Annotated in this window: 22 protein-coding genes; 5 read left to right on the forward strand and 17 right to left on the reverse strand. The window is 66.7% G+C overall.

Translation table 11 applies throughout. The features are described 5' to 3' along the window. Positions 1-16: 16 nt before the first annotated feature. Positions 17-667: a LysE/ArgO family amino acid transporter gene (locus tag RD110_RS00210; RefSeq protein WP_076195584.1), complete on the reverse strand. Its 651-nt coding sequence runs from the start codon at positions 665-667 to the stop codon at positions 17-19. Positions 668-738: 71 nt separating this feature from the next. Here RD110_RS00210 and RD110_RS00215 point away from each other — a divergent pair, with 71 nt between their 5' ends. After that, positions 739-1,644, forward strand: a complete 906-nt coding sequence (locus tag RD110_RS00215; RefSeq protein ID WP_076195586.1) for a LysR family transcriptional regulator ArgP — start codon at positions 739-741, stop codon at positions 1,642-1,644. A 240-nt stretch (positions 1,645-1,884) separates the two neighbouring features. Here RD110_RS00215 and RD110_RS00220 read toward each other — a convergent pair whose 3' ends face one another. Next, positions 1,885-2,805 carry an aldo/keto reductase gene (locus RD110_RS00220; protein ID WP_076204116.1) on the reverse strand — a complete coding sequence of 307 codons (921 nt, stop codon included), beginning with the start codon at positions 2,803-2,805 and terminating at the stop codon, positions 1,885-1,887. Between the two features lie 251 nt (positions 2,806-3,056). Here RD110_RS00220 and RD110_RS00225 point away from each other — a divergent pair, with 251 nt between their 5' ends. Both RD110_RS00225 and RD110_RS00230 read left to right on the forward strand, forming a co-directional pair. Then, positions 3,057-4,214, forward strand: coding sequence for a metallophosphoesterase (locus RD110_RS00225; RefSeq protein ID WP_076204118.1), 1,158 nt, complete (start codon positions 3,057-3,059; stop codon positions 4,212-4,214). Positions 4,215-4,302: 88 nt separating this feature from the next. Next, the gene (locus RD110_RS00230; protein ID WP_076195588.1) at positions 4,303-4,875 is read left to right on the forward strand and encodes a PEP-CTERM sorting domain-containing protein; all 573 of its coding nucleotides are present in this window, start codon (positions 4,303-4,305) and stop codon (positions 4,873-4,875) included. Between the two features lies 1 nt (position 4,876). Here RD110_RS00230 and RD110_RS00235 read toward each other — a convergent pair whose 3' ends face one another. Beyond that, positions 4,877-5,641 (reverse strand): endonuclease/exonuclease/phosphatase family protein, encoded by a 765-nt coding sequence (locus RD110_RS00235; protein ID WP_076195590.1) that lies wholly within the window; start codon positions 5,639-5,641, stop codon positions 4,877-4,879. Positions 5,642-5,759: 118 nt separating this feature from the next. Continuing rightward, on the reverse strand, positions 5,760-6,728 hold the full coding sequence (locus RD110_RS00240; RefSeq protein WP_076195592.1) for a Bug family tripartite tricarboxylate transporter substrate binding protein: 969 nt from the start codon (positions 6,726-6,728) through the stop codon (positions 5,760-5,762). Positions 6,729-6,861: 133 nt separating this feature from the next. Here RD110_RS00240 and RD110_RS00245 point away from each other — a divergent pair, with 133 nt between their 5' ends. After that, positions 6,862-8,217 (forward strand): class-II fumarase/aspartase family protein, encoded by a 1,356-nt coding sequence (locus RD110_RS00245; protein WP_076195594.1) that lies wholly within the window; start codon positions 6,862-6,864, stop codon positions 8,215-8,217. A gap of 7 nt (positions 8,218-8,224) precedes the next feature. Here RD110_RS00245 and RD110_RS00250 read toward each other — a convergent pair whose 3' ends face one another. The 3 genes from RD110_RS00250 to RD110_RS00260 are packed head-to-tail and all read right to left on the reverse strand — an operon-like array spanning position 8,225 to position 11,843. Continuing rightward, entirely contained in the window at positions 8,225-9,367 is a 1,143-nt protein-coding gene (locus tag RD110_RS00250; protein WP_076195607.1) for a GntR family transcriptional regulator, read from the reverse strand. Positions 9,368-9,417: 50 nt separating this feature from the next. After that, on the reverse strand, positions 9,418-10,680 hold the full coding sequence (locus tag RD110_RS00255; protein WP_076195609.1) for a YbfB/YjiJ family MFS transporter: 1,263 nt from the start codon (positions 10,678-10,680) through the stop codon (positions 9,418-9,420). A gap of 2 nt (positions 10,681-10,682) precedes the next feature. Then, entirely contained in the window at positions 10,683-11,843 is a 1,161-nt protein-coding gene (locus RD110_RS00260) for an AI-2E family transporter (protein WP_076195610.1), read from the reverse strand. Between the two features lie 148 nt (positions 11,844-11,991). On the opposite strand from RD110_RS00260, the gene RD110_RS00265 reads away from it, so the two are divergent. After that, positions 11,992-12,354: a glutaredoxin gene (locus tag RD110_RS00265; RefSeq protein WP_076195612.1), complete on the forward strand. Its 363-nt coding sequence runs from the start codon at positions 11,992-11,994 to the stop codon at positions 12,352-12,354. A 43-nt stretch (positions 12,355-12,397) separates the two neighbouring features. Here RD110_RS00265 and RD110_RS00270 read toward each other — a convergent pair whose 3' ends face one another. The 10 genes from RD110_RS00270 to RD110_RS00315 form a co-directional block, all read right to left on the reverse strand. Then, a complete protein-coding gene (locus RD110_RS00270; RefSeq protein WP_076195614.1) occupies positions 12,398-12,973 on the reverse strand; it encodes a Spy/CpxP family protein refolding chaperone in 576 nt (191 codons plus the stop codon). A 124-nt stretch (positions 12,974-13,097) separates the two neighbouring features. After that, complete coding sequence (locus tag RD110_RS00275; RefSeq protein WP_076195615.1) at positions 13,098-13,355, reverse strand: PAAR domain-containing protein; 258 nt, start codon at positions 13,353-13,355, stop codon at positions 13,098-13,100. A 46-nt stretch (positions 13,356-13,401) separates the two neighbouring features. Continuing rightward, positions 13,402-14,769 (reverse strand): DUF2875 family protein, encoded by a 1,368-nt coding sequence (locus RD110_RS00280; RefSeq protein WP_076195617.1) that lies wholly within the window; start codon positions 14,767-14,769, stop codon positions 13,402-13,404. Further along, positions 14,766-16,832 carry a T6SS effector phospholipase Tle3 domain-containing protein gene (locus RD110_RS00285; RefSeq protein ID WP_076195619.1) on the reverse strand — a complete coding sequence of 689 codons (2,067 nt, stop codon included), beginning with the start codon at positions 16,830-16,832 and terminating at the stop codon, positions 14,766-14,768. The genes RD110_RS00280 and RD110_RS00285 overlap by 4 nt, the downstream gene beginning before the upstream one ends. 2 nt (positions 16,833-16,834) lie before the next feature. Next, on the reverse strand, positions 16,835-17,482 hold the full coding sequence (locus RD110_RS00290; RefSeq protein ID WP_076195621.1) for a T6SS immunity protein Tli3 family protein: 648 nt from the start codon (positions 17,480-17,482) through the stop codon (positions 16,835-16,837). Positions 17,483-17,557: 75 nt separating this feature from the next. After that, the gene (locus RD110_RS00295) at positions 17,558-20,236 is read right to left on the reverse strand and encodes a type VI secretion system Vgr family protein (RefSeq protein ID WP_076195623.1); all 2,679 of its coding nucleotides are present in this window, start codon (positions 20,234-20,236) and stop codon (positions 17,558-17,560) included. A gap of 159 nt (positions 20,237-20,395) precedes the next feature. Continuing rightward, on the reverse strand, positions 20,396-21,568 hold the full coding sequence (locus RD110_RS00300) for an MFS transporter (RefSeq protein WP_076195625.1): 1,173 nt from the start codon (positions 21,566-21,568) through the stop codon (positions 20,396-20,398). Continuing rightward, on the reverse strand, positions 21,565-22,308 hold the full coding sequence (locus tag RD110_RS00305; RefSeq protein ID WP_076195627.1) for an aspartate/glutamate racemase family protein: 744 nt from the start codon (positions 22,306-22,308) through the stop codon (positions 21,565-21,567). The genes RD110_RS00300 and RD110_RS00305 overlap by 4 nt, the downstream gene beginning before the upstream one ends. 194 nt (positions 22,309-22,502) lie before the next feature. Next, positions 22,503-23,936, reverse strand: coding sequence for a dihydropyrimidinase (gene hydA, locus RD110_RS00310; protein WP_076195629.1), 1,434 nt, complete (start codon positions 23,934-23,936; stop codon positions 22,503-22,505). Positions 23,937-23,947: 11 nt separating this feature from the next. Then, positions 23,948-24,763 carry an ABC transporter permease gene (locus tag RD110_RS00315; RefSeq protein ID WP_076195630.1) on the reverse strand — a complete coding sequence of 272 codons (816 nt, stop codon included), beginning with the start codon at positions 24,761-24,763 and terminating at the stop codon, positions 23,948-23,950. Between the last annotated feature and the right edge of the window lie 4 nt (positions 24,764-24,767).

Genomic DNA, 24,767 nt, shown 5'->3' on the forward strand with positions numbered 1-24,767 from the left:
ATACGGGCGCCGTCAGCTACTGACTTGATAGCAAGCTCCACGCCTGTCGCGCGACCACGCCGCCCAGCACCGCCATCACCAGCCCCACACCTGCATCGAGCCAGCGCCAGGCGCCGGGCCGGGCCAGCCAGGGCGCCAGGAACCTCGCGCCGAAGCCGAGGGCGCTGAACCAGACGAGGCTGGCCAGGGCCGTGCCGGCCGCGAAGAACCATTTCGCCGCGCCTGGCTGGGCCGCGCCCACCGACCCGATCAACACCACGGTATCGAGGTAGACGTGGGGATTGAGCAGGGTGAAAGCAGCCAGCTGCAGCATCACCGTCTTCAGGGGCGCGCGCAGACCGGCCGTGCCCTGCGCTTGCAGTGCGTGCGGGCGCCAAGCCCGGCGCAGGGCCAGGGCAGCGTAGGCGAACAGGAACACGGCACCGCCCGCCGCGAGGGTGATGGCCAGGGTCGGCCGGTTCGCCAGTACCCTCGCCATGCCGGCCACACCCGCCAGCACCAGCAAGGTGTCGGCGCCGAAGCAGAACAGCACCACCGGCAGCAGATGCTCACGGCGCAAGCCCTGGCGCAGGACGAAGGCATTCTGGGCGCCGATGGCGACGATCAGGCCGAAACACAGGCCAAGCCCTGCGGTGAAGGCGGAAAGGTAGGAAGGTAGACCGGTCATGGGCGAAGCATGCAACGCGTCGATGGATTAGCCCAGTTAAACTTTCTTCATCCTATTAAGTTTTACTAAGCATGCTCGATTACGTGTCCCTCTCCGCCGTGGCCCAAGTGGTGCGCGAAGGCAGCTTCGAACGCGCAGCGCAGGCCTTGCACGTCACAGCCTCCGCCGTATCGCAACGCGTGAAGCTGCTCGAAGAGCGGCTGGGCCTGGCGCTGATCGTCCGTGGCACGCCCTGCACGGCCACCGAGGCCGGTCACTGGCTGTGCCGGCATGTGGAGCAGGTCGGCATGCTGGAGCGCGACCTGCACACCGCCTTGCCCGCACTGACGGCCCTCGACGCCGACGACGGCAGGGTGACGCTGCGCATCGCCGTCAACGCCGACAGCCTGGCCACCTGGTTCATCGACGCGGCACAGGCTTTCACCCAGGCGGAGCCGGCGCTGCTCGACCTGAGTGCCGACGACCAGGACCACACCGCCGAATGGCTGCGCGAAGGCACGGTGTTGGCCGCGGTCAGCAGTTCGACCAAGCCGGTCCAGGGTTGCCACGCCGTGCCGCTGGGCCAGATGCGCTACGTGGCCTCGGCCAGCCCCGAATACGTGCATCGGCATTTCCCGAACGGGCTCACCGCGGCGGCCCTGGCCAATGCCCCTTGCCTGAGCTTCAACCGCAAGGACCAATTGCAGGCGACGTGGGCCCGCCGGGCCAGCGGCGAGGCGGTGACCATGCCGCAGCACTGGCTGCCGTCCTCGCAGGGATTCGTGCAGGCGGCGCTGGCCGGCATGGGCTGGGGCATGAACCCGATGGCGATGGTGGCCGGGCACTTGAAGAGCGGAGCGCTCGTGCGGCTGCTGCCGGGCCCGGAAAACGACCTGCTGGTGCCGCTGGTCTGGCAACACGCCAGGCTGAAGATTCCGATGCTGGACCGGCTGACCGCCGCCGTGCAGAAAGCGGCCGGTCAGGCCCTCGAGCCTTGAAAGCCCAGTTATTCTTTAAAGCCCTTAGGAATACATAGTAGTAGTCATAGAGTGCGGCCTTTTGTGTGGGTAACCGGAGATTCCCCTGACAGATCAAAGGCTTGCAGCCGCTCAACCCTTGTGGGTGACTGCGCTTTCGGGCTGCGCCCGACACATGAACAACTTCGGCGCCACGCCTTTCGCTGTGGATAAGCCACGGCTTGTGCTGTTTCCATCCACAGACTTGTCCGCCACGGCCGATCAGGAAAAGCCGACCACTGCATGCGGCACGTAGGGCTTCTCCAGCGCCGCAATCTCTTCGGGCGTGAGCTTGATCGACAGTGCCGCAACCGCATCGTCCAGCTGCTGTACCCTGGTGGCCCCGATGATCGGTGCGGTGATGCCCGGCACCTGCAGCACCCAGGCCAGCGCGATCTGCGCGGGCGGCACCCCACGCGCCTTGGCGACGGCCATCACGGCTTCGACGACCTTGCGGTCGGCCTCGGCGGTGCTGGCGTACAGCGTCTTGCCGAAGTCGTCAGTCTCGGCCCGCGCACTCTGGCTGTCCCACGCGCGCGTGAGGCGGCCACGCGCGAGCGGGCTCCAGGGAATCACCCCGATGCCTTCGGCCCGGCACAACGGCAGCATCTCGCGTTCTTCCTCGCGGTACAGCAGGTTCACGTACGGCTGCATGGTGGCGAACCGGGTCCAGCCATGGCGCTCGGAGGTCGCCAGCGCCTTGGCGAATTGCCACGCGTACATGGAAGAGGCACCGATGTAGCGCGCCTTGCCGGCCTTGACGACGTCGTGCAATGCCTCCAGCGTTTCCTCGATCGGCGTGGCGTAGTCCCAGCGGTGGATCTGGTAGAGGTCGACGTAGTCCGTGCCGAGCCGGCGCAGGCTGTGGTCGATCTCGCTGAAGATGGCCTTGCGCGACAGGCCGGCGCCGTTCGGCCCGGGCCGCATGCGGCCATGCACCTTGGTGGCGATGACCACCTCGTCGCGCGGCGCGTAGTCCTTGAACGCGCGGCCGACGATCTCTTCGCTGCTGCCGGCCGAATACACATTGGCGGTGTCGAAGAAGTTGATGCCCAGGTCGAGCGCTTTCTTGATGAACGGCCGGCTCGCAGCTTCGTCGAGGGTCCACGGATGGTGGCCCTGGCCGGGCGCGCCATAGGTCATGCAGCCGAGCACGAGCCGCGAGACTTGCAGGCCGGTGCGGCCAAGTTGGGTGGTTAACACATGAGGCTCCTGATGATGAACGGACGATGGTGATTCTGCGACGCCTGGACGGTTTGTGCCGGCAGCGCCGCGATCGCCCGTGGCGCGGCATCCGGCTTTACCTGCGCGTCACATTCGGCGGCTTGAAACCGCCGCCGACGCCTCGCATCTGGTCGGTCCGCGGCGCGCCTTTTGCGCACGCGCGAGTCTTCATGTCCATCGTTCCGCTCTACCTTCTTTCGTTCTTGCTGCATGCCTTCGTCGGCTGGCGCATCGTGCCGGCGCTCGACACCCTCGCACCCGACGCCGCCATCGCGCTGGCGCTGCTGCTCGGCGTGTCGGCCGTGCTGATGCCGATGAGCCTGATCGGCCAGCGCCTGGCGCGCGGCCGAAGCACGGCCGAGGTGCTGACCTGGGTCGGCCTGTTGTGCATGGGCCTGTTCTCCTCGCTGTTCGTGCTCACGCTGCTGCGCGAAATGGCCTTGTTCGCGGCCTGGGGCCTCTCATCGTTTGCGCCGGAACTGGTTTCGGTTGCGGCCTGGGAAGAGGCCCACGCCTGGAGCGCCGCCGCCGTGCCCGTGCTGGGCCTGGCGGCCACCTCGATCGGCTTCCTGAACGCGCGCCGCACGGCCGCGGTGGTGCGGGTCGACGTGCCGATCACCGGCCTGCCGGAGGCCCTGCACGGCTTTACCGTCGCGCAGATCAGCGACATCCACGTCGGCCCGACGATCAAGCGGGGCTACCTGCAGTCCATCGTGCGCAAGGTGAACGCCCTCGACGCCGACATGGTGGCCATCACCGGCGATCTGGTGGACGGCAAGGTCGCCGAGCTGGCGCCGCACGTGGCGCCGCTGTCCAAGCTGTCCTCCACCCATGGCACCTATTTCGTCACCGGCAACCACGAGTATTACTCGGGTGCGCACGCCTGGGTGGCCGAACTGGAACGGCTCGGGGTGAACGTGCTGATGAACGAGCATGTGGTGCTGCAGCACGGCGCGCCGCTGGTGCTGGCCGGCGTGGCCGACTACGGCGCCCACCATTTCGATCCCTCGCACCGCAGCGATCCGGCCGCGGCCATGCTCGGCGCGCCCTCGGACGCGGGCATGCACCTGCTGCTCGCGCACCAGCCGCGCAGTGCGCAGGCGGCAGCCGAGGCAGGGTTCCAGCTGCAGCTCTCCGGCCACACGCACGGCGGCCAGTTCTGGCCCTGGAACCATTTCGTGCGGTTCCAACAGCCATTCACGGCCGGGTTGCACAAGCTCCAGGACCTATGGGTCTACACAAGCCGCGGCACCGGTTACTGGGGCCCGCCGAACCGGCTGGGCGCACCGTCGGAGATCACGCACCTGCGCCTGGTCAAGGCCGACTGAACCCGGAACAAAAAAATTTTCGGCCGATGGGCCCGCTTTTTGCAGCGCCTCCGTATGATGGGCAACTGGACTGCAAAAGGAGCCTGTCTTGAAACACAAAGCCATCCTCGCCTTGCTCGGCCTCGCTCTGGCGTGGTCCATGCCCAGCCAAGCCAGCTTGATCAACAGCGGTAGCGCTTGGATCCCAGGGACTTTTCAGTTCGATTTCGAAAGCGGCACGATCAGCGGTGTGTCGCCCACGGCCGACATCTTCTGGAACCAGCTCACGGGCACCACGCGCCAGTTGCAGCCGGCTTTCCTCAACTCGACGGCTGCGCTCTTGGCATTGGGCAACACGCCTTTCGCCGGCATCACCGAAACCGATCTGCTGGGCTACGTGTATTCGACCCCATTCATCGAAGGTCCACCGGGCGGCAGCTTGCTCGACGTCGGCAACACTTTCGCCGTACTGACCGCAGAAGGCCATTACGCCAAGGTGGAAGTCACCGATTACGGCACGGGGACCGTGGGCCGCGACTTCTACGACATTCACATCGCGTACGCGTTGTTCGACGGCCAGCCGGCCAGCGTCCCGGAGCCGGGCTCATTCGCCCTGCTGGCCTTGGGCCTGGCCGCGGCCACGGTGGCGCGTCAGCACATCCATCCCGGACGCCAGCGCTGAACTAAATTTCAATGACCGCCGCCAGCGGCGCATGGTCGGACAGGTGCGACCACGGTTTCTTGGGCATCGGAATCGGTGCATGCAGCTTGCAATTCTTCACATAGATGCGGTCGAGTTGCAGCATCGGCATCTTCGCCGGGAAAGTGCGCGCGGCCTGGCCGTTGGCCTGCACGAAAATTTCCTTCAAGCCCGCCTCGCGCTCGAGGATGCGATGCGCATGGCGTCCCCAGTCGTTGAAGTCACCTGCCACCACCACAGGGGCCAGGGGATCGGACTCGGCCTTGATCATGTGGCTGAGCAGGTGCAATTGCTGGCGGCGGTGCGACTCGCGCAAGCCGAGGTGGACGCAGAAGGCATGGATGTCGTGCGGCTGGCCGGGCACGCGCAGCACGCAATGCAGCAGGCCGCGCCGCTCGGGGCCGGCGATCGACACGTCGCGGTTTTCATAATGCACGATGGGGAACTTGGACAGCACCGCGTTGCCGTGGTGGCCGTGCGGGTACACCGCATTGCGGCCGTAGGCGTGCTGCGGCCAGATGGTGTCGGCCAGGAATTCATAGTGCGGCGTATCCGGATAGCCCGGCACGCGCTGCACGTGTTTCTCATGCGTGCCCATCACCTCCTGAAGGAACACCACGTCGGCCGCCACCGCGCGTACCGCATCGCGCAACTCGTGCAGGATGAACTTGCGGTTGAAGAAGGTGAAGCCCTTGTGGATGTTGACCGTGAGGACTTTGAAAGCGAAGTGTGCGAGGGGGGCGGTCATGGCGGGCAAGGCGGGTAGAGATCCGTCTTCGTTTGTAGGGCCGCACCCGCAACCCGGCTGTAGGACGGCAGGCTGACGCGCGGCCAGCCCCGCGCGAAATGTTCCGGCCCGCGGCGCGCTATTCCGCGACGATCTTAGCGGCGTCGATGGCTTCCTTGTAGACCGGCACCTGCTGCGCCACATAGGCCGTCATGTCGCGACCGTTGGTGGCCCACGGGGTGGCGCCGGAATCGCGCATTTTTTTCTGCACCTCGGGATTCGCCATCGTCGTCATCAGCGCTTTTTCATACGCGGCCACGATGGCCGGCGGCGTGCCGGCTTTCACGAAAAATGCCTGCCACAGCGGCAGCGAAAGCGACGAGAAGCCCTCCTCTTCGCCGATGGTCTTCACATTCGGCAGCATGGAGGAACGCGTGCTGTCGGCGATCGCCAGCGCCCGCATGGAGCCGTCCTTGATGAAAGGCAAGGCCGAGGTGGTGGTCAGGATGGCACTGTCCACGTGCTGGCCGACGAGGTCGGTGTTGATCTGCGCCGCGCCCTTGTACGGCACGTGCAGCATGGCGACCTTGCCTTTCTCGTTGATCAGCGCGCCGAACAGGTGCTGCATGGTGCCGATGCCGGGCGTGGCGTAGTTGAAATCCTTCTTGCCCTTGCGCAAGGCCGCGAGCAGCTCCGACATCGACTGGTAGGGCGACTTGGCGCTCACGGCGAACACCATGGAGACGAAGCTCGAGCTGCCGATGAGCTGGAAATCACGGCGCCAGTCGACCTTGGTCTTGTCGTTGACCATGGGGATGACGATGGTGTCGGTGCCGCCCAGGTAGATCACGCTGCCGTCGGTGGGCCCGTGGCTGACTTTCTGCGCGGCCATCATGCCGCTGGCGCCCGGCACGTTGTCCACCACGATCTGGCGGCCCAATACCTTGCTCATCTCGGTGGCCACGAGCCGACCGACGAAATCCGTCGTGCCGCCGGCGGAATACCCGAGCACCATCGAGATCGGCTTGTCCGACTGGGCGAGCGCCCAGCCCGGGGCGAGGCCGCAGGCACCGGCTGAGGCGATCTTCAATACGGTTCGGCGTTGCATGGGAAGTCTCCTGTTTCTGTTGTGGTAGTGGGCGGCCACGCGGGCCTGAGGAACATTGTATTGAATACTTGAGAATACGCAATACGCCAAATACAATACAATACACACCCATCCACAGCCGTCCGGAGACCCCATGCCCATTGGAATGTTCGAATCGTTCATGACGTCCTATTGCTTCAGCGACGATGCCAAACGCATCTGGAACGATTCGGCCACGTTGCAGGCCTGGCTCGACGTCGAAGTCGCGCTGGCGCGGGCGCAGGCCGAGCTGGGACTGATCCCGGCGTCGGCGGCGGAGGTCATCGCGGCCAAGGGCCAAGCCAGCCTGTTCGACCGCGAACGCCTGGCCCGCGACATCGCCTTTTCCCAGCACGGGCTGGTGCCGGTGCTGCACCAGTTCGAAGCCCTGTGCGGCGAACCGGCCGCGCGCTACATCCACTGGGGCGCGACCACACAGAACATCTTCGACACCGGCGCCTCGCTGCAGATGGCGCAGACGCACCGCCTGCTGGTGCAAGGCCTGGACGACGCCATCGCCCACCTGTCGCGGCTGGCGCTGGCGCACAAGGCTTCGCCGATGGCGGGCCGCACCCATGGCCAGCACGCCCTGCCCACCACCTTCGGCCTCAAGGTGGCGACCTGGATCGACGAGCTGGACCGCCAGCGCCAGCGTCTGGCGGAGCGTTTCGCGCCCTCTTTCCCCACCCTGCTCGGGGGGGCCATCGGCACCTATGGGGCCACCGGCGCGGTGGGGCGCGCGGTCGAGCAACGCGTGGCCGAGTTGCTGGGCCTGCAGGCCAACCTCATGCCCTCCCGTGCCTCGTACGACCGTGCGGCCGACTACTGCACCACGCTGGGGCTGCTGGCAGCCACCATCGAAAAAATCGGGACCAGCGTGGTGCTGCTGATGCGCACCGAGATCGCCGAGGTCGCCGAGGCCTTCCACCTGGGCAAGATGGGCAGCTCGACGATGGCGCAAAAGCGCAACCCGAACACCGCCATGTCGATGATCGGCATGGCGCGCCTGCTGCGCGGACGGGTGCCCGTGGCCATCGAGGCCATGGTCCGCCAGGACGAGGGCGACGGCTCGGCGAGCTTCGTCACCGATGTGCTGCTGCCCGACATCGGCATCACCGCGCTGTCGCTGGTGGCCTTCCTGGCGCGCCTCACCCAGGGCCTGCAGGCCGACGAGGCCGCCATGCGCCACAACCTCGGCCTCACCAACGGCCTGATCGCCGCCGAGACCGCGATGATGCGGCTGGGCCTGGAGATCGGCCGCCCGAAGGCCCACCACGTGTTGTACGAGGCGGCGCAACGCGCGCAGTCGGACAAGGTCCCTTACCTCACGGCCATCCAGGAACACCCCGAATTCCGCCATACGCCGGTGCCCGACAACCTGCCGCGCTGGCTCGATCCCGAAACCAATCTGGGCGAATCGGTCGCGCTCACCGAAGACACCGTGCGCCGCGTGGCGCAACGCAAGGGCTGAGCCGCGTTCAGCGGGCCGTGGCCACCGCGCGCTCGGCGGGGGCCGCCACCGACGCGCCGGGCCGGTGGGTCACGGGGGCCAGTTCGGCGCCGAACGGCAGCGTGGGGTCGGCCCAACGGCGGTTCGTGGCCTCGAACATCATCGCCACTTGGTCCTCGATGCGCGCGCCCACCACTTCGAAAAAGTCGGCGTGTTCGTTTTGCTGGTCGGTGCGGCCCAGCAGCACCACGCTGAGCGCGCCGGGCACGGACACCCCGGCCTCCTCGAGCATCTGGCGAAAACGCGCGCCGTCCCAGATGCCCCACACGATCAGCGCCGAAAACGGCAGGCGGCCATCGGCGTCCTGCAGGGCGCGCAGCTCGGCCACCAGCGCCTCGACATAGCCCTCGTCGGGCATGAAGGGCAGCCGAATGGTCTGCAGCGAAACGCCGGGCTGGTGCTGGGCCAGGTGCGCCCAGCGGCGGAATCCGAGCGTGGTCGACAGCAGCGGCACCGAGGTCGCGGCAAAGCACAGGCGCTGGTGGCCGCGCCGGTGCAGCAACGCGGCGGCCAGCGCCAGTGGCTCGCCCCATTCGGTGCCGATGGAGTCGAAGCCGTTGCCCACCATGGCGATGCCGTCGTACAACACTGCGGGGGTCTTCTCCTGCAGCGTGGCCAGCATGCCGCTGGTGATGGCGTGGTAGACGGACTGGATCACGCAGGCGTCGAAGCGCGGCAGGCCCTTGAGCACCTGCTGCGCATGCTCGGCATCGGAATACGAGACCTCGATGAGCTTGTGGCCGCTGGCCATGAAACGCCGCCCCAACTGCTCGATGTACTGGCGGCCACGGTCGAAACGCACCGCACGGCGCAACACAAGGACCGAACGCGCGCGCGCAGCCGCCCCGGGTGCGCCATCGGCGTTCAGCGCGGCAGCCCGCGGTTGCGCCGGCGCCTCGCCGCTGCCATCGGCCACCAGGAAGATGCCTTTGCCGGTGTGCACCTCCACCACGCCATGTTCGCGCAGCCGGTGAATCGCACGCTGCACCACGGCCTGCGACAGGCCGTGACGCTTCATCAGGTCGCGAACCGGGGGCAGGCGGTCGCCACGGCGCCCATGGGCCACAAATTCGGCAAGATAGTCCTCGAGGTCCGGCGCAACGTGAAGCATCGGGGGAAGATACCGCAATTTCGGTGAAGGCCCGGCCGCACCGCGGAAGTTCAGGCCCGCGGCAGCGGATTGCGCCGCACCATCCAGCCGAACAAGCCCGCGCCCACGGCCAGCGATGCGGCGGCCATCTCCAGCGACAGCGTGAAGCCCGCGCCGCGCGTGTCGGCTTGCCGCAGCACCCAGGCCACGAGCAGGGGTCCGACGATCTGGCCCAACCCATAAACCGCGGTGAGCAGGCCCATGGTCGCGGCCGGCGCCACCGGCCGCAGGCGGCGCACTTCCTGCATCGCGAAGAAGGTGATGGCGGTGAATGGCAAGCCCAGCATGAAGCTGCCGAGCGCGAAACCCGCCAGGCTCGGGCTGACCACGCTGGCCAGCACACCGAGGGTCTGCAGCACGTAGCAGCCCGCGAGCCAGAGGCGCATGTCGGCGTGCGCGGGCACGCGCGTGGCCAGCATCGCGCCGAGCATCACGCCCAGGCCGAACAAAGGCCAGAACAGCTGGATCCAGGGCGAACCGGGCAATGCGTCGCGCGCGATGACTGGCAGGAAGGTGGCGGTGATGATGTAGCCGAAGCCGGCAATGCCGTAGGCCACGGTGAGCAGCGTCAGCTGCCCCGCCAGCTCGGCCGGGGCCGGCGGCGCACCAGGAGCCGCTGCCGCCGGGCCCGCCGCCGAGGCCGACGCAGCCGGCGTGGCGGGTGCTGCCGGGGCCCGGAACACACGCCAGACCAGCGCCGTGAGCGTCACGGCCAGCGCGCCGAACACCAGCCAGGCCGAAGCGGCCCGCCAATCCCAGGCCACCATCGCGCCGGCAAGCAGGCCGCTGAGCACGATGCCCGCGCCCGGTCCCACGTAGATGAAGCCGCCCATCGCCGGCACGCCCAGGCGCGCCAGCGCGGCCAGGCACCAGCTCGAGGTGTAGACGAACACGAAGGCGCTGGCCACACCGGCCAGGAAACGCGCCAGCGGCCACAGCGCCGGCAGTTGCAGGGCCATGCCCAGGGTGAGCAAGCAGGTGGCCATCAGCCCCGCATGCAGCATGTGCGACGCCACGACCGGCGGCAGGCGGCGGAACTGGCGCCAGACCAAGGGTTGGAAGGTGCACCACACCGCGCCCACCATGTAGCCGAGGTAGTTGGCGCTGGCCAGCCAGCTCGCGGCGGGCAGGTCGATCACGCCGTCGTGCAGCATCATCGGCAACAGCGGTGTGAAGGCGAAGCGGCCGATGCCCATGGCCACGGCCAGCGCCACCATGCCGGCCATGGCGATACGCCAGCGCCCGGGAGCGCGCGCGGAAGTCGAATCCGCCATGGTCAGGGCAGAGGCTGATTGGATGCGGGGGCGGTCGCGGGCGGCTCGGCCGTGGCCGCGTTGGTGCCGGCCGTCGCCTCTTCCAGCGTACCGGAAAAGATGTCCCACACCGCCATGAACATGGCCGCGATCACCGGGCCGATCACGAAGCCGTTGAGCCCGAAGATGCCGATACCGCCAATGGTGGAGATCAGCACCACGTAGTCGGGCATCTTGGTGTCCTTGCCCACCAGCACCGGGCGCAGCACGTTGTCGACCATGCCGATCACCAGCACGCCGTAACAAGTCAGCGCCACGCCTTGCCAGATGGCACCCGTGACCAAAAAGTACACCGCCACCGGCACCCACACCACGGCCGCGCCCACGGCCGGCAGCAGGGAGAGAAACGCCATCAGCACGGCCCACAGCACCGTGGCATGGATGCCGAGGAACCAGAACGCCAGGCCGCCGAGCACGCCCTGTGCCACGGCCATCAGCACATTGCCCTTCACCGTGGCGCGCACGACGGTGGTGAACTTGGTGAACAGCTGCCGCTTGGTGTTGGCGTCGAGCGGGATCGCGTCGCGCATGCGGCGCGACAGGCTGGCGCCGTCACGCAGCAGGAAGAACATCAGGTACAGCATGATGCAGAAGCTGATCACGAAATCGAAAGTGTTCTGCCCGATGCTCAGTGCCTGCGCCGCCAGCGCCTGGCTGCCCTGGGCCAGCCGGGCGCTGAGATGGGTCTGCAAATCCTTCAGGTTGCCCAGGCCGAAGCGGTCGAGCAGATTGCTCACCCAGTCGGGCAATGCGGCGAGGATCTGCCCGAAGTAGTTGCCGAAGTTGAGTTCACCCGACTGGATGCGCAGGTACAGGCCGTTGCCTTCCTTCACCAGCATGCCCGTGATCAGCGTCATGGGCAGGATCACGATCACGAGGAACACCACCAGCGTACCGAGTGCGGCCAGCGTGCGCCGCTGGCCGAAGGCCTTCAGCAGCCGGCGAAAAAGGGGCGAGAACAGGATCGCCATCACCACCCCCCAGAACACCGCGCCGTAGAACGGCCACAGGATCCAGCCAAAGCCCAGCGTGACCGCCACGAGCAGCAGCAGGAAAGTCTTGTTCTCCAGGGCGGACCAGGGGACGGATGGGGCGGCGACGGGTGGCGATTCGGGAATGGACATGGCAAACGGTGCGGTGGCGGCGGAACGCCGGGACTGTGAATGCCGCCATGGTATCGACATTGCCGTTTGGGCGAGAAATGCCGGACAGGCTCGGAACCCCGCGCGTTATCCTCCCGGCCTGGCCATCTGCCATTTGAAGGAATCACCCATGCCGCGTCCCGTTCTCGACGAAAACCATGTCCACCCGGCCGTTCGCGCCAGGCTGGCCGCCGTTGCACCCATCGTGGCCGAGGTGCAGGCCGCGATCGCGGCACACGCGGTGGTGGTCGTGGGCATGGGGTTGAATCCCTACCCGAAAAAGGCGCGGCGCCTGCTCGACGCGGCCGGCGTGCCGTTCCATTACCTGGGCTATGGCAGTTACTTCGGCGGCTGGCGCGAACGCACCCAGCTCAAGATGTGGTGCGGCTGGCCCACGCTGCCCATGGTCTTCGTGCGCGGCACGCTGGTGGGTGGCGCAAGCGACCTGGAACGGCTGATCCAGAGCGGCGAGCTGCAGCGCATGCTGAAATGAGAAAAGGCCCCGAGGGGCCTTTGCTGTTCATCGGACTGCGCGATCAGCCTTTGGGCTGGGCCTCAGGACCACCGTGGGGGCGACCGTCCGGGCCGCCTCGGCCCCAATGCCCGTCCCGGCCACCGGGTCGGTGCATCATGGCATTGGCGTCGAACACCTTCTGCTGTTCCGGCGTGAGCACGGCGTAGAAGGCCTTGACGGCATCGCCACGTTTGTCCATCTCGGCATCGCGCTGGGCTCGCATGGCGCGCATCTTGTCGATGCGTTCGGGCGTGGTCAGCTTGGCCATGTCGCCGCGTTCCATGCGTGCGTGCGGCGCAGGCGGCTGCATGCTGGTGGTGAAGGTGGTCCAGGCCGGTTCCTGGGCCGGTGTGAGCTTGAGCTTGGCCTTGAGCTCGGCCGCGCGTTTGGCCATGTGTTCCTGCATCTTGGCCGGGTCGTGACGGCCCATGCGTTCGCCAGGGCGCGCAGTCGGCGGACCGGCCTTGTCGGCCATGGGTGCGGGGGGGGTGCCCGGTGCGGCAGGCGCCGCCGTCTGGGCGGAAGCCGCCAGACCGATGGAGGCCAGCAGGCCAGCCAATACCAGGTGCTTGAACGGGGAGGTGGAGGTTGATCGCATGAGAGTGCTTCCTTTCTAGAAGACGCCTGATGCCAACATCGGTCTCAGGTTGGAAACGAGTCTCGCGCGGCGATGTATCGGCGCCATAACGCGCCGATGAGATTTTGTAAAGATGTCCGGCGCGTCACACCACCGTGCCGTGGCCCCCGCCGATCAGCGTGCAGCCGCATTCGGTGCGATGCCCCTCGAGCGCCATGGGCCGGCCATCGAGCCGCGTGACGTCATCGCCCTCGACGATCGCATTCACGCCATGACGTGGGCAGTCCACCAGGTCGCCTTGGCGAGCGATGGCGCGGCCGTGCACATGGTCCGTGGGCGAGCCGGTGATCACCACACCGCCGTCGCTTGTACGGTCACCGACCAGGATGATGTATCTCGGCATGGCTCATCCCGCCAAGTTGCGTGTGACCGGTGCCAACCTCGCCAACTCATGCGTGTTCATAAGGGCGTTTCCTGAAATGGGCCCGGTAGGCCGGGTTGTTGGGCTGCACCACGAGCACCGTGGCGCCATCGTCGCGCCGCGCGTTGATCACGATCGCCGAAGCGCCGGTTTCCCAGGCGGCCAGGCTGGCCAGGCCAATGCCCGCGAAGGCACTGGCCGCCCCACAGTCGCCGAGCCTTTCGCCCAGGTGGTAACCGGCGCGCGGATCGTGCAACGCGAATGCAGGCAGCACCGCACGCACCGCTTGGCGCAACACGAGCATGCGCTCCTGACTCGTTTCCCCCACGCCAGGATCGAACATGATGCGCGCCGGCGGCTGGCCCTGTAAGGGACCATCGAGCGCGGACTGCAATGCCTGCTGCAGCGCCGCCACGCGTTGCGCCTGCGGTTCCACCTTGCTGTAGCTGGCCTCCGCCGGCCGATAGACCCAGGCCAGCGTCGGTGTCTCGTCGTACTGCGCCATCTGCGCCTGGCTCCATGGCTCGGGCACATGGGGCGTGCGGGTGTAGGTCCTGGGTGAACGGTAGGTCGTATGGCCCACGTCGTTGTACCGGCCCAGGCCGCCGAAGCCGTGCTTCCCGCGGCCCGACCGGCCGTCGGGAAACTGGGTCACCTCAACGCTGTCGACCACATGCGGCGCCAGTTCGCGCAGCCATTCAGCCGCGGCGTGTCGGCCCAGCAGCAGGCTCACGAAAGCGTCGCTCAAGTCGCTGGCGCGCCGGTCGCGCGAGAGAATGGCCTGCAGGGTCTCCGGCTGGCCCGCGCCAGCCGCACCGCTGGGTGGTGCCTGCCAGCCCCCGGTTTGCGCGCGCATGGCATAACCGTCCTCGGCCCACAGCAGCAGGCTGTTCAGGTCGCCGGCCTTGTCGAACCGCTGGAAGATGGCCGTCCACAGGTTGTCGTTGCCGGTCTCCCAACTGACGGTGCTGCGCTCGCCGCTGAGCCGATGGAAGGGCAGGCCGCTGCTCTGCATGGACCACACCAGGTTCTCGAAGTAGGCCCGGTTCACCGCCGCCGAGGCGGCGGCTTGCGCCCAGCGGGTCGGGCCGACCAGCACGGCCGGGACCGGGTAGTTCTCCACGAAGGTTTTGCGGGGCCCGTCACCGGCGGGCCAGTAACGCAATACGTCGCCGAGCGTGGTGCGCCGCCACAGCGCGGCCTCGTCCTGGCAGGCGCGCAGCGAACCGGGTGGGGCCGGCTGCTCGATCAACCGCCCGCCACCGGCCTCGACCAGGGCCCAGAGGTCGCGCGCCGGATGGTGGGCAATGCGCATGCCCACGCCGAAGACCTGCAGCGCCACGGGCAGGATGTCTGGCGCCGCGCTCGGCTCGTAACGGTACCGCTGCGCCGTCATGACGACACCGTCTCCGGGTCGATGCCCGGTGGCATGGCCTCGGCCTGCGGGTCGAGCGCGCCGGACTTGAAATACGGATCGCTGCGCTTCCAGTCTGCCAGGTCGAGCAGGTAGTTCCAGTAGGCTTCGTCGTGGAAGGCGTAGCCCTGGCCGACGGTGAGGTCGTAGCTGAGGACTTGCGATACCGGCCCCGCCCCGTCAACGCCATACCGAAGGATCTGCGCGTGGTTGGTCGGCGACACTACCTCCTGGCCGACTTTCTGCTCCAGACGTTGCGCGAGTTCCAGGTCGGTCTCGTAACGCGTGCTCGGCAGGCCACAAGCGTCCACGCACGGCACCTTCTGCTTCGTGGCGGGCAGTTTTTCCCGATCCTGGTACTTCAGGAATTCTTTCCAGGTGGCTTGCTGTTCGGTATTGGCCTCGATGGCCGGTTGATCGCCTTTGGCCGGGCGCGCCGCGCCGCTGAACAACACGGCCTTCGCATCGAAGTCGTCGCCCAGCACCGCCGGCTCAGGGACCACCGGCGCGTTGATGTAGACGGATTCGCTCTCGCCGTGGTCGCCGCGCGGGCTGAGGTCGCCATGGACGGTGGTGACCAGCAGCATCCTCTCTGAAGCGACGCGCCACTGCGTGTTCGGGCTGTTGCCGTCGAGGTAGTGCCAGTTCTCGTTTTCCGTGATCAAGGCGCCGCCGGAGCCGGTCCGCCATTGCACGCCGGCGTCGCCGGAGGCCGCCTGGGTGCGTTCCATCTGGCTGTAGAAATAGCGCTGTTTGTAGCCGGTGCGCGCGCCCACTGCGGGGTTGTGGTCATTGTTGCTGCCGCGCACGAAAAGCCGCTGCATCACGTTGGCGCCGAGCTGGTTGTTACCGGCATCGAAGTACTTGGTGGGCAGGCCGCGCCAGCCGATGCCCTCGACGGCGGAGACGCCGATCACCCGGTCGGCGGGGTTGAAGTTCACGAACAGCTTGCCGCGGTTGTCGCGCTTGTGCTGCGGCACGCTCCACCAGCGCAGTTCGCCCTTCACGGGTGCCGCGCCGATCTCGGCCCGCCAGTCGGGGTTGTCGGCCGGCTGGTGGATGAAGATCACGTCGTCATGGATATGGGCCGGCGTGTGTTCACGCGTGCAGGCGGCGTCCGGCGCGGGCCGGTAGGTGAACTGGGTCTTGGATTCGTTGACGATGGCCGCGGCGTTGGCAAAGGTCTTCAGCCGCGCCGCCGCGCTCTGCACTTCCTTGCCGCCGTTGGCGGCCGTGAGGAAGTCGGTGGCGAAGGTGTCGAAGCGGTAGGGGGAACTGTTGAGGATGACGGTATCAGGCCCGCGCAGGCCGCTTTGCTTCCCATAGAACAAGGCGCACAGCGCCACCATCGTGCCCTGGCTGTGGGCCACGATGTTGATGGGCTCGTTGGGGAAGTCGGTGCGGATGGTGCTCACCAGATGGGCCAGGCGGCGCGCGGCGTGGGCGTAGTACAGGCGCGGCGGGCAGGGCGTGAGCTTGCGCCCGAGCACGGGGTTGATCCAGTTCACGTCGATCAGCCCGATCTTCGGGTTGAAGCCCTCCTTGCGCCAGAAGGACAGCAGGTCGTTGGTACCGTTCTGGAACGGGCCACCGCCCCAACTGCCGTCCCGCTCCAAGGGGTTGCCGTATTGGTCGGTGATGGCGTCGGGGGAGCCGACGACCTCTTTCTTGACGATCTGTTTTTGGGCGTCGCGGGCGGCGCTGTAGCCCCAGTAGAAGGGGATGATGGGGGAGTTGGGTTTTTTGCCCGCCTCCGTTTTATCTTTGAAACGTTTGCTGACGGGATCTACCGTCGCACTGGTCAAATCAGTCCGGCCAAGGCGGTAGTTCAAACCCAAACAAAACTGCGCGGCGGCATCGCCGTACCACTCACCCTCGGAATTCACCCCATGCACGAAAATGATCGTGCCAGGCATCAGGTGCGGAATGCCGACCATATAGGTGCGTTCGCTTGCATCTTGTTCGACGCCGGTGAACTGACCTTTGACCCACTGGTATTTGCCGGGATCGGGAACCACTGCGTCTATCCAACTGAGACCTTTCATCTCTACTCCTTTCCGTTGGCCGTGCACCGAAATTTTTTGTCGAGAGGCTGTCTGCGCGGTGGCGGAAAGTTGCTAAGCAAATCATCGGTCCATACGCTGGGCCCACTCGACAATTCGGACAGCTTGGCACGCATACCAGACGTGTAGACTTGGTCGCCACTCATATAAACGGCGTAACCACCGTAAGCTCCTGGAATCGCACGATTCCACGTTCGACCGCCATCGGTGGAATACGGCAACGTCGCCCCGCCACACCCGCCTCCCCCCGACGAACAATCCGTATTGCCCCTGGTCATCGGCCCCACAAGATATTGGTCATTGGCCGCATCGATGATGAAGTTGCTCGCGCCCGCAACGGCCCTGTCGAGTTCCACCACAGCGCTGCGAATGCCAAGCTTCTTGTCGTTGTAATAAACCATGGCGTTGGTACAAGCGCCTGCGCCCCTCGGCAGGTACTCGAAGTACCGGTTCTCGTCAATCCGATAGGTGATCTGCGGTGGCGCCACCGGCCCGCGGTACACCGGGATGCTGTTGGCTGGCAGCAGTTCGGGCACGTCGGGGTAGGGCCCGCCTACGCCGCAGGCGGTCAGCAGGAGGGTTGCCACACCAACGGCGACGGTTGTTTGGAAGCGGCTGTTCTTGATGTTCATGCGGCGGCTTTCTGAAAGTGAAGGCTTGGGATGTCCAATGCCGTCGTCGCCATCTTTCTCATGGTGTGCTCACCTTCAGAATCCGATGTCGAACGGCTCATACGGCTTCATGACCGCGGCCGCGTCGGCGCCGGTCTTGTCGACGACAGGCGCACCTTCGCCCTTGACGATCTGGTAGGCCCGCTGCGGCGCATGCAACTGCCGGTCGGCGCCGTTGTGCAGCTTCAACTTCTGCGCGAGGTCGGTGCGGTTGAATTCCGGCAGGTCGGTGGCCAGCGTGGCAGGTCCTTCGAACTGGCGGCCCGCCGACTTGACGGTGAACTCGCCTTGCATGCCGGCCACCAGCTTGCCGTCGGCCAGCCGCAGGTAGGTCCCGTCTTCCAACACGAGCAGGATGCTTTTCTTGCCACGCAGGATGACGTGTTCCTCGGTGGAGGTGACGGTGACGGATTTCTGCGCGGTCAACTCGGCGCTGTTGTGTTGGGCCTGCTGGATGATCTTGCCTTTGCTGGCGATGGCGCGGATGTCGCCACGGTGCGCGAACTGTTCGATGTCCTGCCCGGCGGCCTGCAGGATCGACAGGTCGGCGTAGTGTTGCTGGTTGTGACCAGCGATGGTGTCAATGTTCAGGCCGGCATACTGGGTATGGTCCCTGGGCGTGGCGCTCGCGATGCCCGCAGCGCCGCTGAGGGCCAGCACCGGCTGGCCGCCGGGCACCGTGCCGCTCGCCAGTGGTTCGTCATTGGCGCCGTGGCCGAGGGCCACGACCGCTTCGCTGAGGTGCTGCTGCGGCGCGGTCTCGCGAGCGCCGGCTTGGCATTGGCCGGCGGTGCGGTCGAGGTCCTTGGCAATGGCCAGGGCTTTCTCGAGGCAGGCCACGAGTTCGTTGCGGCTCAACATGCCACCCACGGCCTCGCTGCGACCGTCGGTCGTGAGCAGCAGACCTTTTTGGGCGCGCACGGCGACGTGCCCGTCGGTGCGGACCTCGACCCCCTCGCCGCGTGGCTCCTTGCGCCCGGCGTTGTCTTCGATGCGCGCGATGTGGCCCAGACTCACGCTGGAACACTGGTGATCACTCTTGAGTTGCACCTGCAGTTTTTCAGCGGTGTCGTCCAGGACCAGGTGGTTGGACCGCCCCGCCGCACTATTGCCGCCCTGGGACGCAAGTTCGCGGCTACGCAGGCCGCTGAGCGCGCTTTGCGCCGGCAGAGCCCATGGTGGCAGGTTGTTCTGGTTGTACAGGCGGCCGGTGCAGACTGGCAGATCGGGGTCGCCACCGATGAAGCTGATCAACACCTCCTGCCCGATGCGCGGCAGGTGCATGGCGCCCAGCTGGTTGCCCGCCCATTCGCTGCTAACCCGTACCCAGCAGCTGCTGTGCTGGTTCTTCATGCCGATCCGGTCCCACGGAAACTGGACCTTGATGCGACCGAGTTGGTCGGTCCACAGGTTCTCTCCGTCGGGGCCGACCACCAGCGCGGTCTGCGCGCCCGGACTGTAGGGCTTGGGAAAGGTCAGGGCCGGACGCAATGGCTCGCGCATGGGATGCGCGGTGAAGTCGACCTCCACGCGCCACTGTTGCCTACGCCCGGGACTGGCCTCCTTCACCTGACTGGCCTGATCGGTGTCCTCGATCAGAAAGCGCGTGTCGAGCACCAGGTATTCCGCGTTGGCCTTTTGCCGCGGATGGAGCTTGAGCTCGAAGCTGCAGCCCGGCACTATGCCGCGCAGGTTGCCGCTGGCCCGGGCGCGGGCGCCGTGCGTGCGCAGGGCCTGCATGCGCAGGAGGGCGAAGTCGCGGCCCTCGGCCTGTGGGTCATTGGCCTCGGCCGTGCCAGCGCGGGGTTGCGCGTAGTGGCTGCCGGCCAGGCCGTCGTGCCACTGGTAGACCTCGCCATCGGCCTGGCCAGTGGGACACGGCTCCGCGCGGCTCACGGAAAGATCCGCTCGGGGCCGGGTGTAGTCGTAGTCACGGCTGCTGTAGCGCCCGCTGGTGAGCCGATGGTGCGGTACGAAGCTGTGGATGTACTCGGCATCGGTCCTCCAGCCGGGTGGGTGGTAGTCGACCTGCTGGTAGGCGGCGCTGGGCATGCGCTGGTAGGCGCCCATGTTGTCGATCAGAACCAGCCGGTGATGGCCACCACGGCTTTCGAAGAAATACGAAATGCCGTTCTCGGCGGTGAGCCGGCTGAAGAACTCGAAGTCGGTTTCGTTGAACTGGGTCTGGTAGTCGCGCAGCGGATAGTTTTCGATGAGCCGTTTGTCCACCGGAAACGGGTAACGCGCGAGCAACGCGTCCAGCGTCTGCAACACGGTCTGGTTCTGGAAGATGCGGCAGTCGGTGTTGCGCGTGGCCAGGTACAACCAGGGTTTGAGCACCAGCCGGTACTGCGAGAAGCGGCCTTCCTCGCCCCAGAACTCGGCCTCGGTAATGAGAGCGTTGATCTCGCGTACGCCGGCGCCGACGTGGTCCGCTGCCGCACCGGTTCCGCCTGGCAGGAAAAGGCCCGCGCCGTCGAGCTGGATGCGGCATGAGATTTCGCGGCCGATGAAGCCGTCGAGGTCGAAGTCCGCGGCCTCGCTGGCACCTATGTTCAAGCCGTCCGGGGTCTTGAGCAACAGCTCGTATTCGAAGAGACCGTTCAGCCCGTCATGGCCCGACAGCCTTACCGGCGCCAGGACCGGGCGGCCGTTGACCATGGGAATGGCTTCGCTCTGGATTTCGAGTGTATGAACTGCGGAATATGTCGACATGATCGCCTCTGCTGTGGGAGACCCACGCTGTTTGAAACAGCGTAAATCGTGTCGATCCAACAGGGAAAAGTCAACGCACGAAGACTGCGCGAATAACGGGTCGAATTGGTATGCTTCCAGCGCGAATTGAGGGCGAAGGATCTGGGTGCCCGATGCGCTTCAACCGCTGCGCAGTAGCAGGCAGATTCCCATCACGCCAGTCATCACCAGCATTCCCGCATAGGTCATTGCCGTGCCCCAGACCGAGCCCGCGGCGGCGAACAGCATGGGCGCCAGCGCCAAGCCCGCATACCCGAACATCAGCGCCGCCCCCGTAACCGCGCCCGCGCGCGCCGGGCCGGCGATGCGGGCGATCTCGGCCATCATCACGCCGTTCCAGCCGCTGGCGCTGATGCCGACCAGCACGAACAATACGGTCAGCGCCACAGCCGGGGGCGTGCCGGGCCACAGGAACAAGACCAGTCCCGCGCTGGCGATCAACAGGCCGAGCGCACCAAGCAGCCGCGCCGTAACCACGCCCGGACGCTGCGCCACACGGCCCCACAACAGCCGCCCGATCAGGCCCGCGCCCTGCATCAGCGCCACCCAGGCCGCGGCCTGCGGCACGGGCAGTTGCCAATGCCGCACGGCATGGCTCATCACGAAGAAATTCAGGCAGACCTGGGTGGCCATGAACACCACCAGGGTCAACGTAAGCAGACGCAGCGCGGGCGAGCCCGAGAGTTCGCGCAGCCCGCTGGCGTCGCCTGGTGCTGAGGCGAGCGTGGGCGCGCCGCCGTCGCTGGTCACCAACCGAAGACACCAGAGGCCGACCACCAGCGCGATCACCGCCACCAGCACGAAGGGCAGGGCCGCGTGTTGCACCAGCAGCAGCGGCAGGGCGAGTGAACCGGCCATGGCGCCGATCTGGTTGCCGGTCTGGCGGATGGAGAAGATCCAGGGCCGGCGCGCGAGTGGCGTGACACGCGCCAGCACCGAGGCGCAGGCCGGCGTCTCCGGGCCGAAGGCCAGGCCGAGCAACAACACGGCGGGCCAGAGTGACCACGGCGACAGGCCGCCGGCCAAGGCACCGCCAGCCAGGCACAACATCGCCAGCAGCACCGCAGCCATGCACATGGCCGCTAAGGGCAGGTCGCCGAAACGACGAATCATCCGGCCAGTGGCCAGGGAGGACAATGCGCCGATGCCGAACAGCACGCTGCCGAGCACGCCCAGCGCAGACAAACCAACACCGAGTTGCGGCGCAAGCACGGACAGCGCGAACGTGCCCATCGCCGTGACGGCCTGCACCGCCGTCATGGCGGGCAGCGTGCGCGAAATGGCGCTTGTCACGACCGGGCGAGCAAACGTGCGATCGCGTCCGGCAGGCCGTGATTCGGCTTGACCGGCGGCGGCGCGAAGCTGCCGAGGGTGGCCTTGCCGGGTTGCAGTGCGCCCAGGGTTTCGGCATGCCGCACGGCGCTCGATACCCCGTCCACCACGGGCACGGGCAACTGCCCATGCAGCGCACGCGCCAGGCCCGCCAGCGGCGCGCCGGCGAGCACGATGACCTCGGCGCCGTCCTCCCGCACGGCGCGTTCACACAAGGCACGCAAGGCCTCGGCATGGTCGTCCTGCACACTGCCGATGCTGGCCAGCGGCCGGTCCAGCGCACGGATGCTGGCGAGCCGGCCGATGAGTCCATTGGCTTCCACCACCTCGCGGTACCAGGCCTGGATGCGCTGCGAGATGGCGATGATGGAGAAGCGGTGGCCGAGCAGGCAGGCCGTGGCCAGCGCCGATTCGGTCATGCCGAGCACGGGCACGGGCAGGGCCTCGCGCAGGCCGGCCAGGCCCGGATCACCGAACGCGGCGACGATCACCGCGTCATGCCCCGCGTGGTGCTCCGCGGCCAATTGCGCCGTGGCGTAGGCACCGATCAGCGCTTCGAAACGCGTCTCGATGTAGGCCACGCCGAAGGCCGCGGTCTGCATCGTGATCTGCGTTCCCGGCGATGCGCTGCGCCGGGCTTCGGCCTCGATCAGCGCGGTGACGCTGTCGGAGATGTTGGGGTTGATGATCAGCAGGCGCATGGCGGGGCTCCAAAAGGCGGTGGCTCATTTCTACCCGTTGAGCCTGGGTTCTCATCCGTTCGCCCTGAGCTTGTCGAAGGGACTGTAGAGGGCTTCGACAGGCTCAGCCCGAACGGTGGGGGGCACGAGACAAGTCCTTCGACAGGCTCAGGACGAACGGAAGAGGGAGGGCGCAGGACGAACGGGTAAGGAGTTCAGGACGAACGGGCGACTGGCCGCTTCGGTATCAGCGTGGGCAGACCGCACACCAGCAGCTCACCACGGCCCGGCTGCGCGTGGAAATCCTGGCCGTCCCACACCACCTCGCCGCGCGCCAGCGTGAGGCCTGGCCAGGCCTTCAGGCGCATGCCCTCGTAAGGCGTGTAGTCGACCTCATGGTGCAGTTGTTCGTTCTTCAGCACGAAGTTGCGTTCGTCCCAGATCACCAGGTCGGCATCGGCGCCAATGGCGATGGCGCCCTTCTTCGGGTGCAGGCCGTAGGCCTTGGCCGGGCCGGTGGACGTGAGTTCGACAAATTTGTTCGGCGTCATGCGCCCGGCGAGCACACCTTCGGACCACAGCAGGGCCATCCGGGTTTCGATGCCAGGAATGCCGTTCGGGATGTGGCGGAAGCCGACCTCTTCGCCGTTCGGTTTCTTGCCTTCTGGCGCATCGTATTTGAACGGCGCATGGTCGGAAGAGAACACGGTGAACAGGCCATCATTGAGTCCGTCCCAGATGACCTCCTGGTTGGCCTTGTCGCGCGGCGGCGGGCTGCACACGCATTTGGCGCCCTTGTAGCTGTCGTCGATGCCGAGGTCTTCGGCCGTGAGGAACAGGTATTGCGGGCAGGTCTCGGCGAAAATGTTGAGGCCGTGGGCGCGGCCCCAGCGGATCTGTTCCACGGCTTCGCGGCCCGACACGTGCACGATGAGGATGGGTACGTCGACGAGTTCGGCCAGTGCGATGGCGCGGTGCGTGGCCTCACGCTCGACCAGCATGGGCCGTGCATGCGCATGGAAGCGCGGCGCGGTGCGGCCGGCGGCCTCCAGGCGTTTGGTGAGCCATTCGATGCAGTCGGAGTTCTCGGCATGCAGCATGGCCATGGCGCCGTGCTCGCGCGCCACCGACAACACGTCGAGGATCTGGCCGTCGTCGAGCTTCATGTCGTCGTAGGTCATGTAGATCTTGAACGAGGTGAAGCCTTCCCTGATCAGCGCGGGCAGTTCCTCCTGCAGCACGGTGGGTGTGGGGTCGCTCACGATGAGGTGGAAGGCGTAGTCCACGTGCGCCTTGCCGGCGGCGCGCGCGCGGTAGTCTTCCACGGCCGCGCGCAGCGACTGGCCTTTCTGCTGCGCCGCGAACGGGATCACCGTGGTGGTGCCGCCGCAGGCCGCAGAACGTGTGCCGGTGTTGAAGTCGTCGGCATTGCGCGTGGGCGGCGGCATCGGCTGGTCGAGGTGGCAGTGCGCATCGACGCCGCCTGGCGTGACCGTACGGCCGGCGGCGTCGATCTCGCGCGCACCTTTGGCCAGGCCGGTGCCGAGTTGCACGATGCGGCCGCCTTTGACGGCGATGTCGCAGTCGAATTCATCGGACGCCGTGACGGCGTGGGCGTTGCGGATGACGAGGTCGAATTCAGTGGTCATTTGGCGTTGGGTTATCTGATGCGTTTGCTGATGCCGGTGAGTTTTTCCATCACCACCATCAGGATCAGCGTGACAAGGACCATCAGGCTCGACACCGCGGCGATGCTCACGTCGAGCCGGCCTTCGAGGTCTTGCCACATGCGGATCGGCAACATGTCGGTGGAGGCGTCGCGCAGGAACAGCGACACCGGCACGTTGTCGAACGAGGACATGAAGGCGATGAAGGCGCCGGCCGCGATACCCGGTGCGATCAGGGGCAGCGTGACCCGGCGGAAGGTGTAGGCACGGCTCGCGCCGAGGCTGGCCGAGCTCTCGAGCAGCGCGGGCGGCATCTGCGACAGTGCGGCGATGGTGGTGCGGATCACATAGGGCACGCCGACCACCGTGTGGCCGATCACCAGCGTCCACAGCGAGAGTTCGATGCCGATGCGCGAGAAGTAGATCAGCGAGGCCAGGCCGAAGGCGAGTGCGGGCAGGATCAGCGGCGACATGAAGAACGCATCGAGCACACGCGCCATGGCCTTCTCGGACCGCGCGATGGCCATGGCCGCACCCACGCCGAGCACCACCGCGATCAGCGTGGAAGCCGACGCCACCTTCAGGCTGTTCATCACCGCGTATTGCAACTGGTAGGCGTCGGGCAACGATTCGTACCAGCGCAGCGAGTAGCCTGGCGGCGGGAACTTCAGCGAGAAGCCGTTGGTGAAGGACAGGACGACCACGACTACCGTGGGCGCGAGCAGCAGAATGGTGGCGAGCGTGGCGATACCGCCGAGGATGGCGGTCAGGAAGATGGTGGAGGCTTGGTGCCTGCGGCCTGAACTCATGGCG

This window comes from Rhodoferax koreense, assembly GCF_001955695.1.
Classification (GTDB): Bacteria; Pseudomonadota; Gammaproteobacteria; order Burkholderiales; family Burkholderiaceae_C; genus Rhodoferax_B; species Rhodoferax_B koreensis.

Bases quoted from the DNA above. Each gene is read 5' to 3' on its own strand.
- RD110_RS00235 (WP_076195590.1), bottom strand. From the start codon at position 5,641: ATGACCGCCCCCCTCGCACACTTCGCTTTCAAAGTCCTCACGGTCAAC.
- RD110_RS00210 (WP_076195584.1), bottom strand. From the start codon at position 667: ATGACCGGTCTACCTTCCTACCTTTCCGCCTTCACCGCAGGGCTTGGC.
- hydA (WP_076195629.1), bottom strand. From the start codon at position 23,936: ATGACCACTGAATTCGACCTCGTCATCCGCAACGCCCACGCCGTCACG.
- RD110_RS00250 (WP_076195607.1), bottom strand. From the start codon at position 9,367: ATGCTTCACGTTGCGCCGGACCTCGAGGACTATCTTGCCGAATTTGTG.
- RD110_RS00240 (WP_076195592.1), bottom strand. From the start codon at position 6,728: ATGCAACGCCGAACCGTATTGAAGATCGCCTCAGCCGGTGCCTGCGGC.
- RD110_RS00315 (WP_076195630.1), bottom strand. From the start codon at position 24,763: ATGAGTTCAGGCCGCAGGCACCAAGCCTCCACCATCTTCCTGACCGCC.
- RD110_RS00225 (WP_076204118.1), top strand. From the start codon at position 3,057: ATGTCCATCGTTCCGCTCTACCTTCTTTCGTTCTTGCTGCATGCCTTC.
- RD110_RS00215 (WP_076195586.1), top strand. From the start codon at position 739: ATGCTCGATTACGTGTCCCTCTCCGCCGTGGCCCAAGTGGTGCGCGAA.
- RD110_RS00275 (WP_076195615.1), bottom strand. From the start codon at position 13,355: ATGCCGAGATACATCATCCTGGTCGGTGACCGTACAAGCGACGGCGGT.
- RD110_RS00245 (WP_076195594.1), top strand. From the start codon at position 6,862: ATGCCCATTGGAATGTTCGAATCGTTCATGACGTCCTATTGCTTCAGC.
- RD110_RS00295 (WP_076195623.1), bottom strand. From the start codon at position 20,236: ATGTCGACATATTCCGCAGTTCATACACTCGAAATCCAGAGCGAAGCC.
- RD110_RS00220 (WP_076204116.1), bottom strand. From the start codon at position 2,805: ATGACCTATGGCGCGCCCGGCCAGGGCCACCATCCGTGGACCCTCGAC.
- RD110_RS00255 (WP_076195609.1), bottom strand. From the start codon at position 10,680: ATGGCGGATTCGACTTCCGCGCGCGCTCCCGGGCGCTGGCGTATCGCC.
- RD110_RS00260 (WP_076195610.1), bottom strand. From the start codon at position 11,843: ATGTCCATTCCCGAATCGCCACCCGTCGCCGCCCCATCCGTCCCCTGG.
- RD110_RS00305 (WP_076195627.1), bottom strand. From the start codon at position 22,308: ATGCGCCTGCTGATCATCAACCCCAACATCTCCGACAGCGTCACCGCG.
- RD110_RS00285 (WP_076195619.1), bottom strand. From the start codon at position 16,832: ATGAAAGGTCTCAGTTGGATAGACGCAGTGGTTCCCGATCCCGGCAAA.
- RD110_RS00280 (WP_076195617.1), bottom strand. From the start codon at position 14,769: ATGACGGCGCAGCGGTACCGTTACGAGCCGAGCGCGGCGCCAGACATC.
- RD110_RS00265 (WP_076195612.1), top strand. From the start codon at position 11,992: ATGCCGCGTCCCGTTCTCGACGAAAACCATGTCCACCCGGCCGTTCGC.
- RD110_RS00270 (WP_076195614.1), bottom strand. From the start codon at position 12,973: ATGCGATCAACCTCCACCTCCCCGTTCAAGCACCTGGTATTGGCTGGC.
- RD110_RS00290 (WP_076195621.1), bottom strand. From the start codon at position 17,482: ATGAACATCAAGAACAGCCGCTTCCAAACAACCGTCGCCGTTGGTGTG.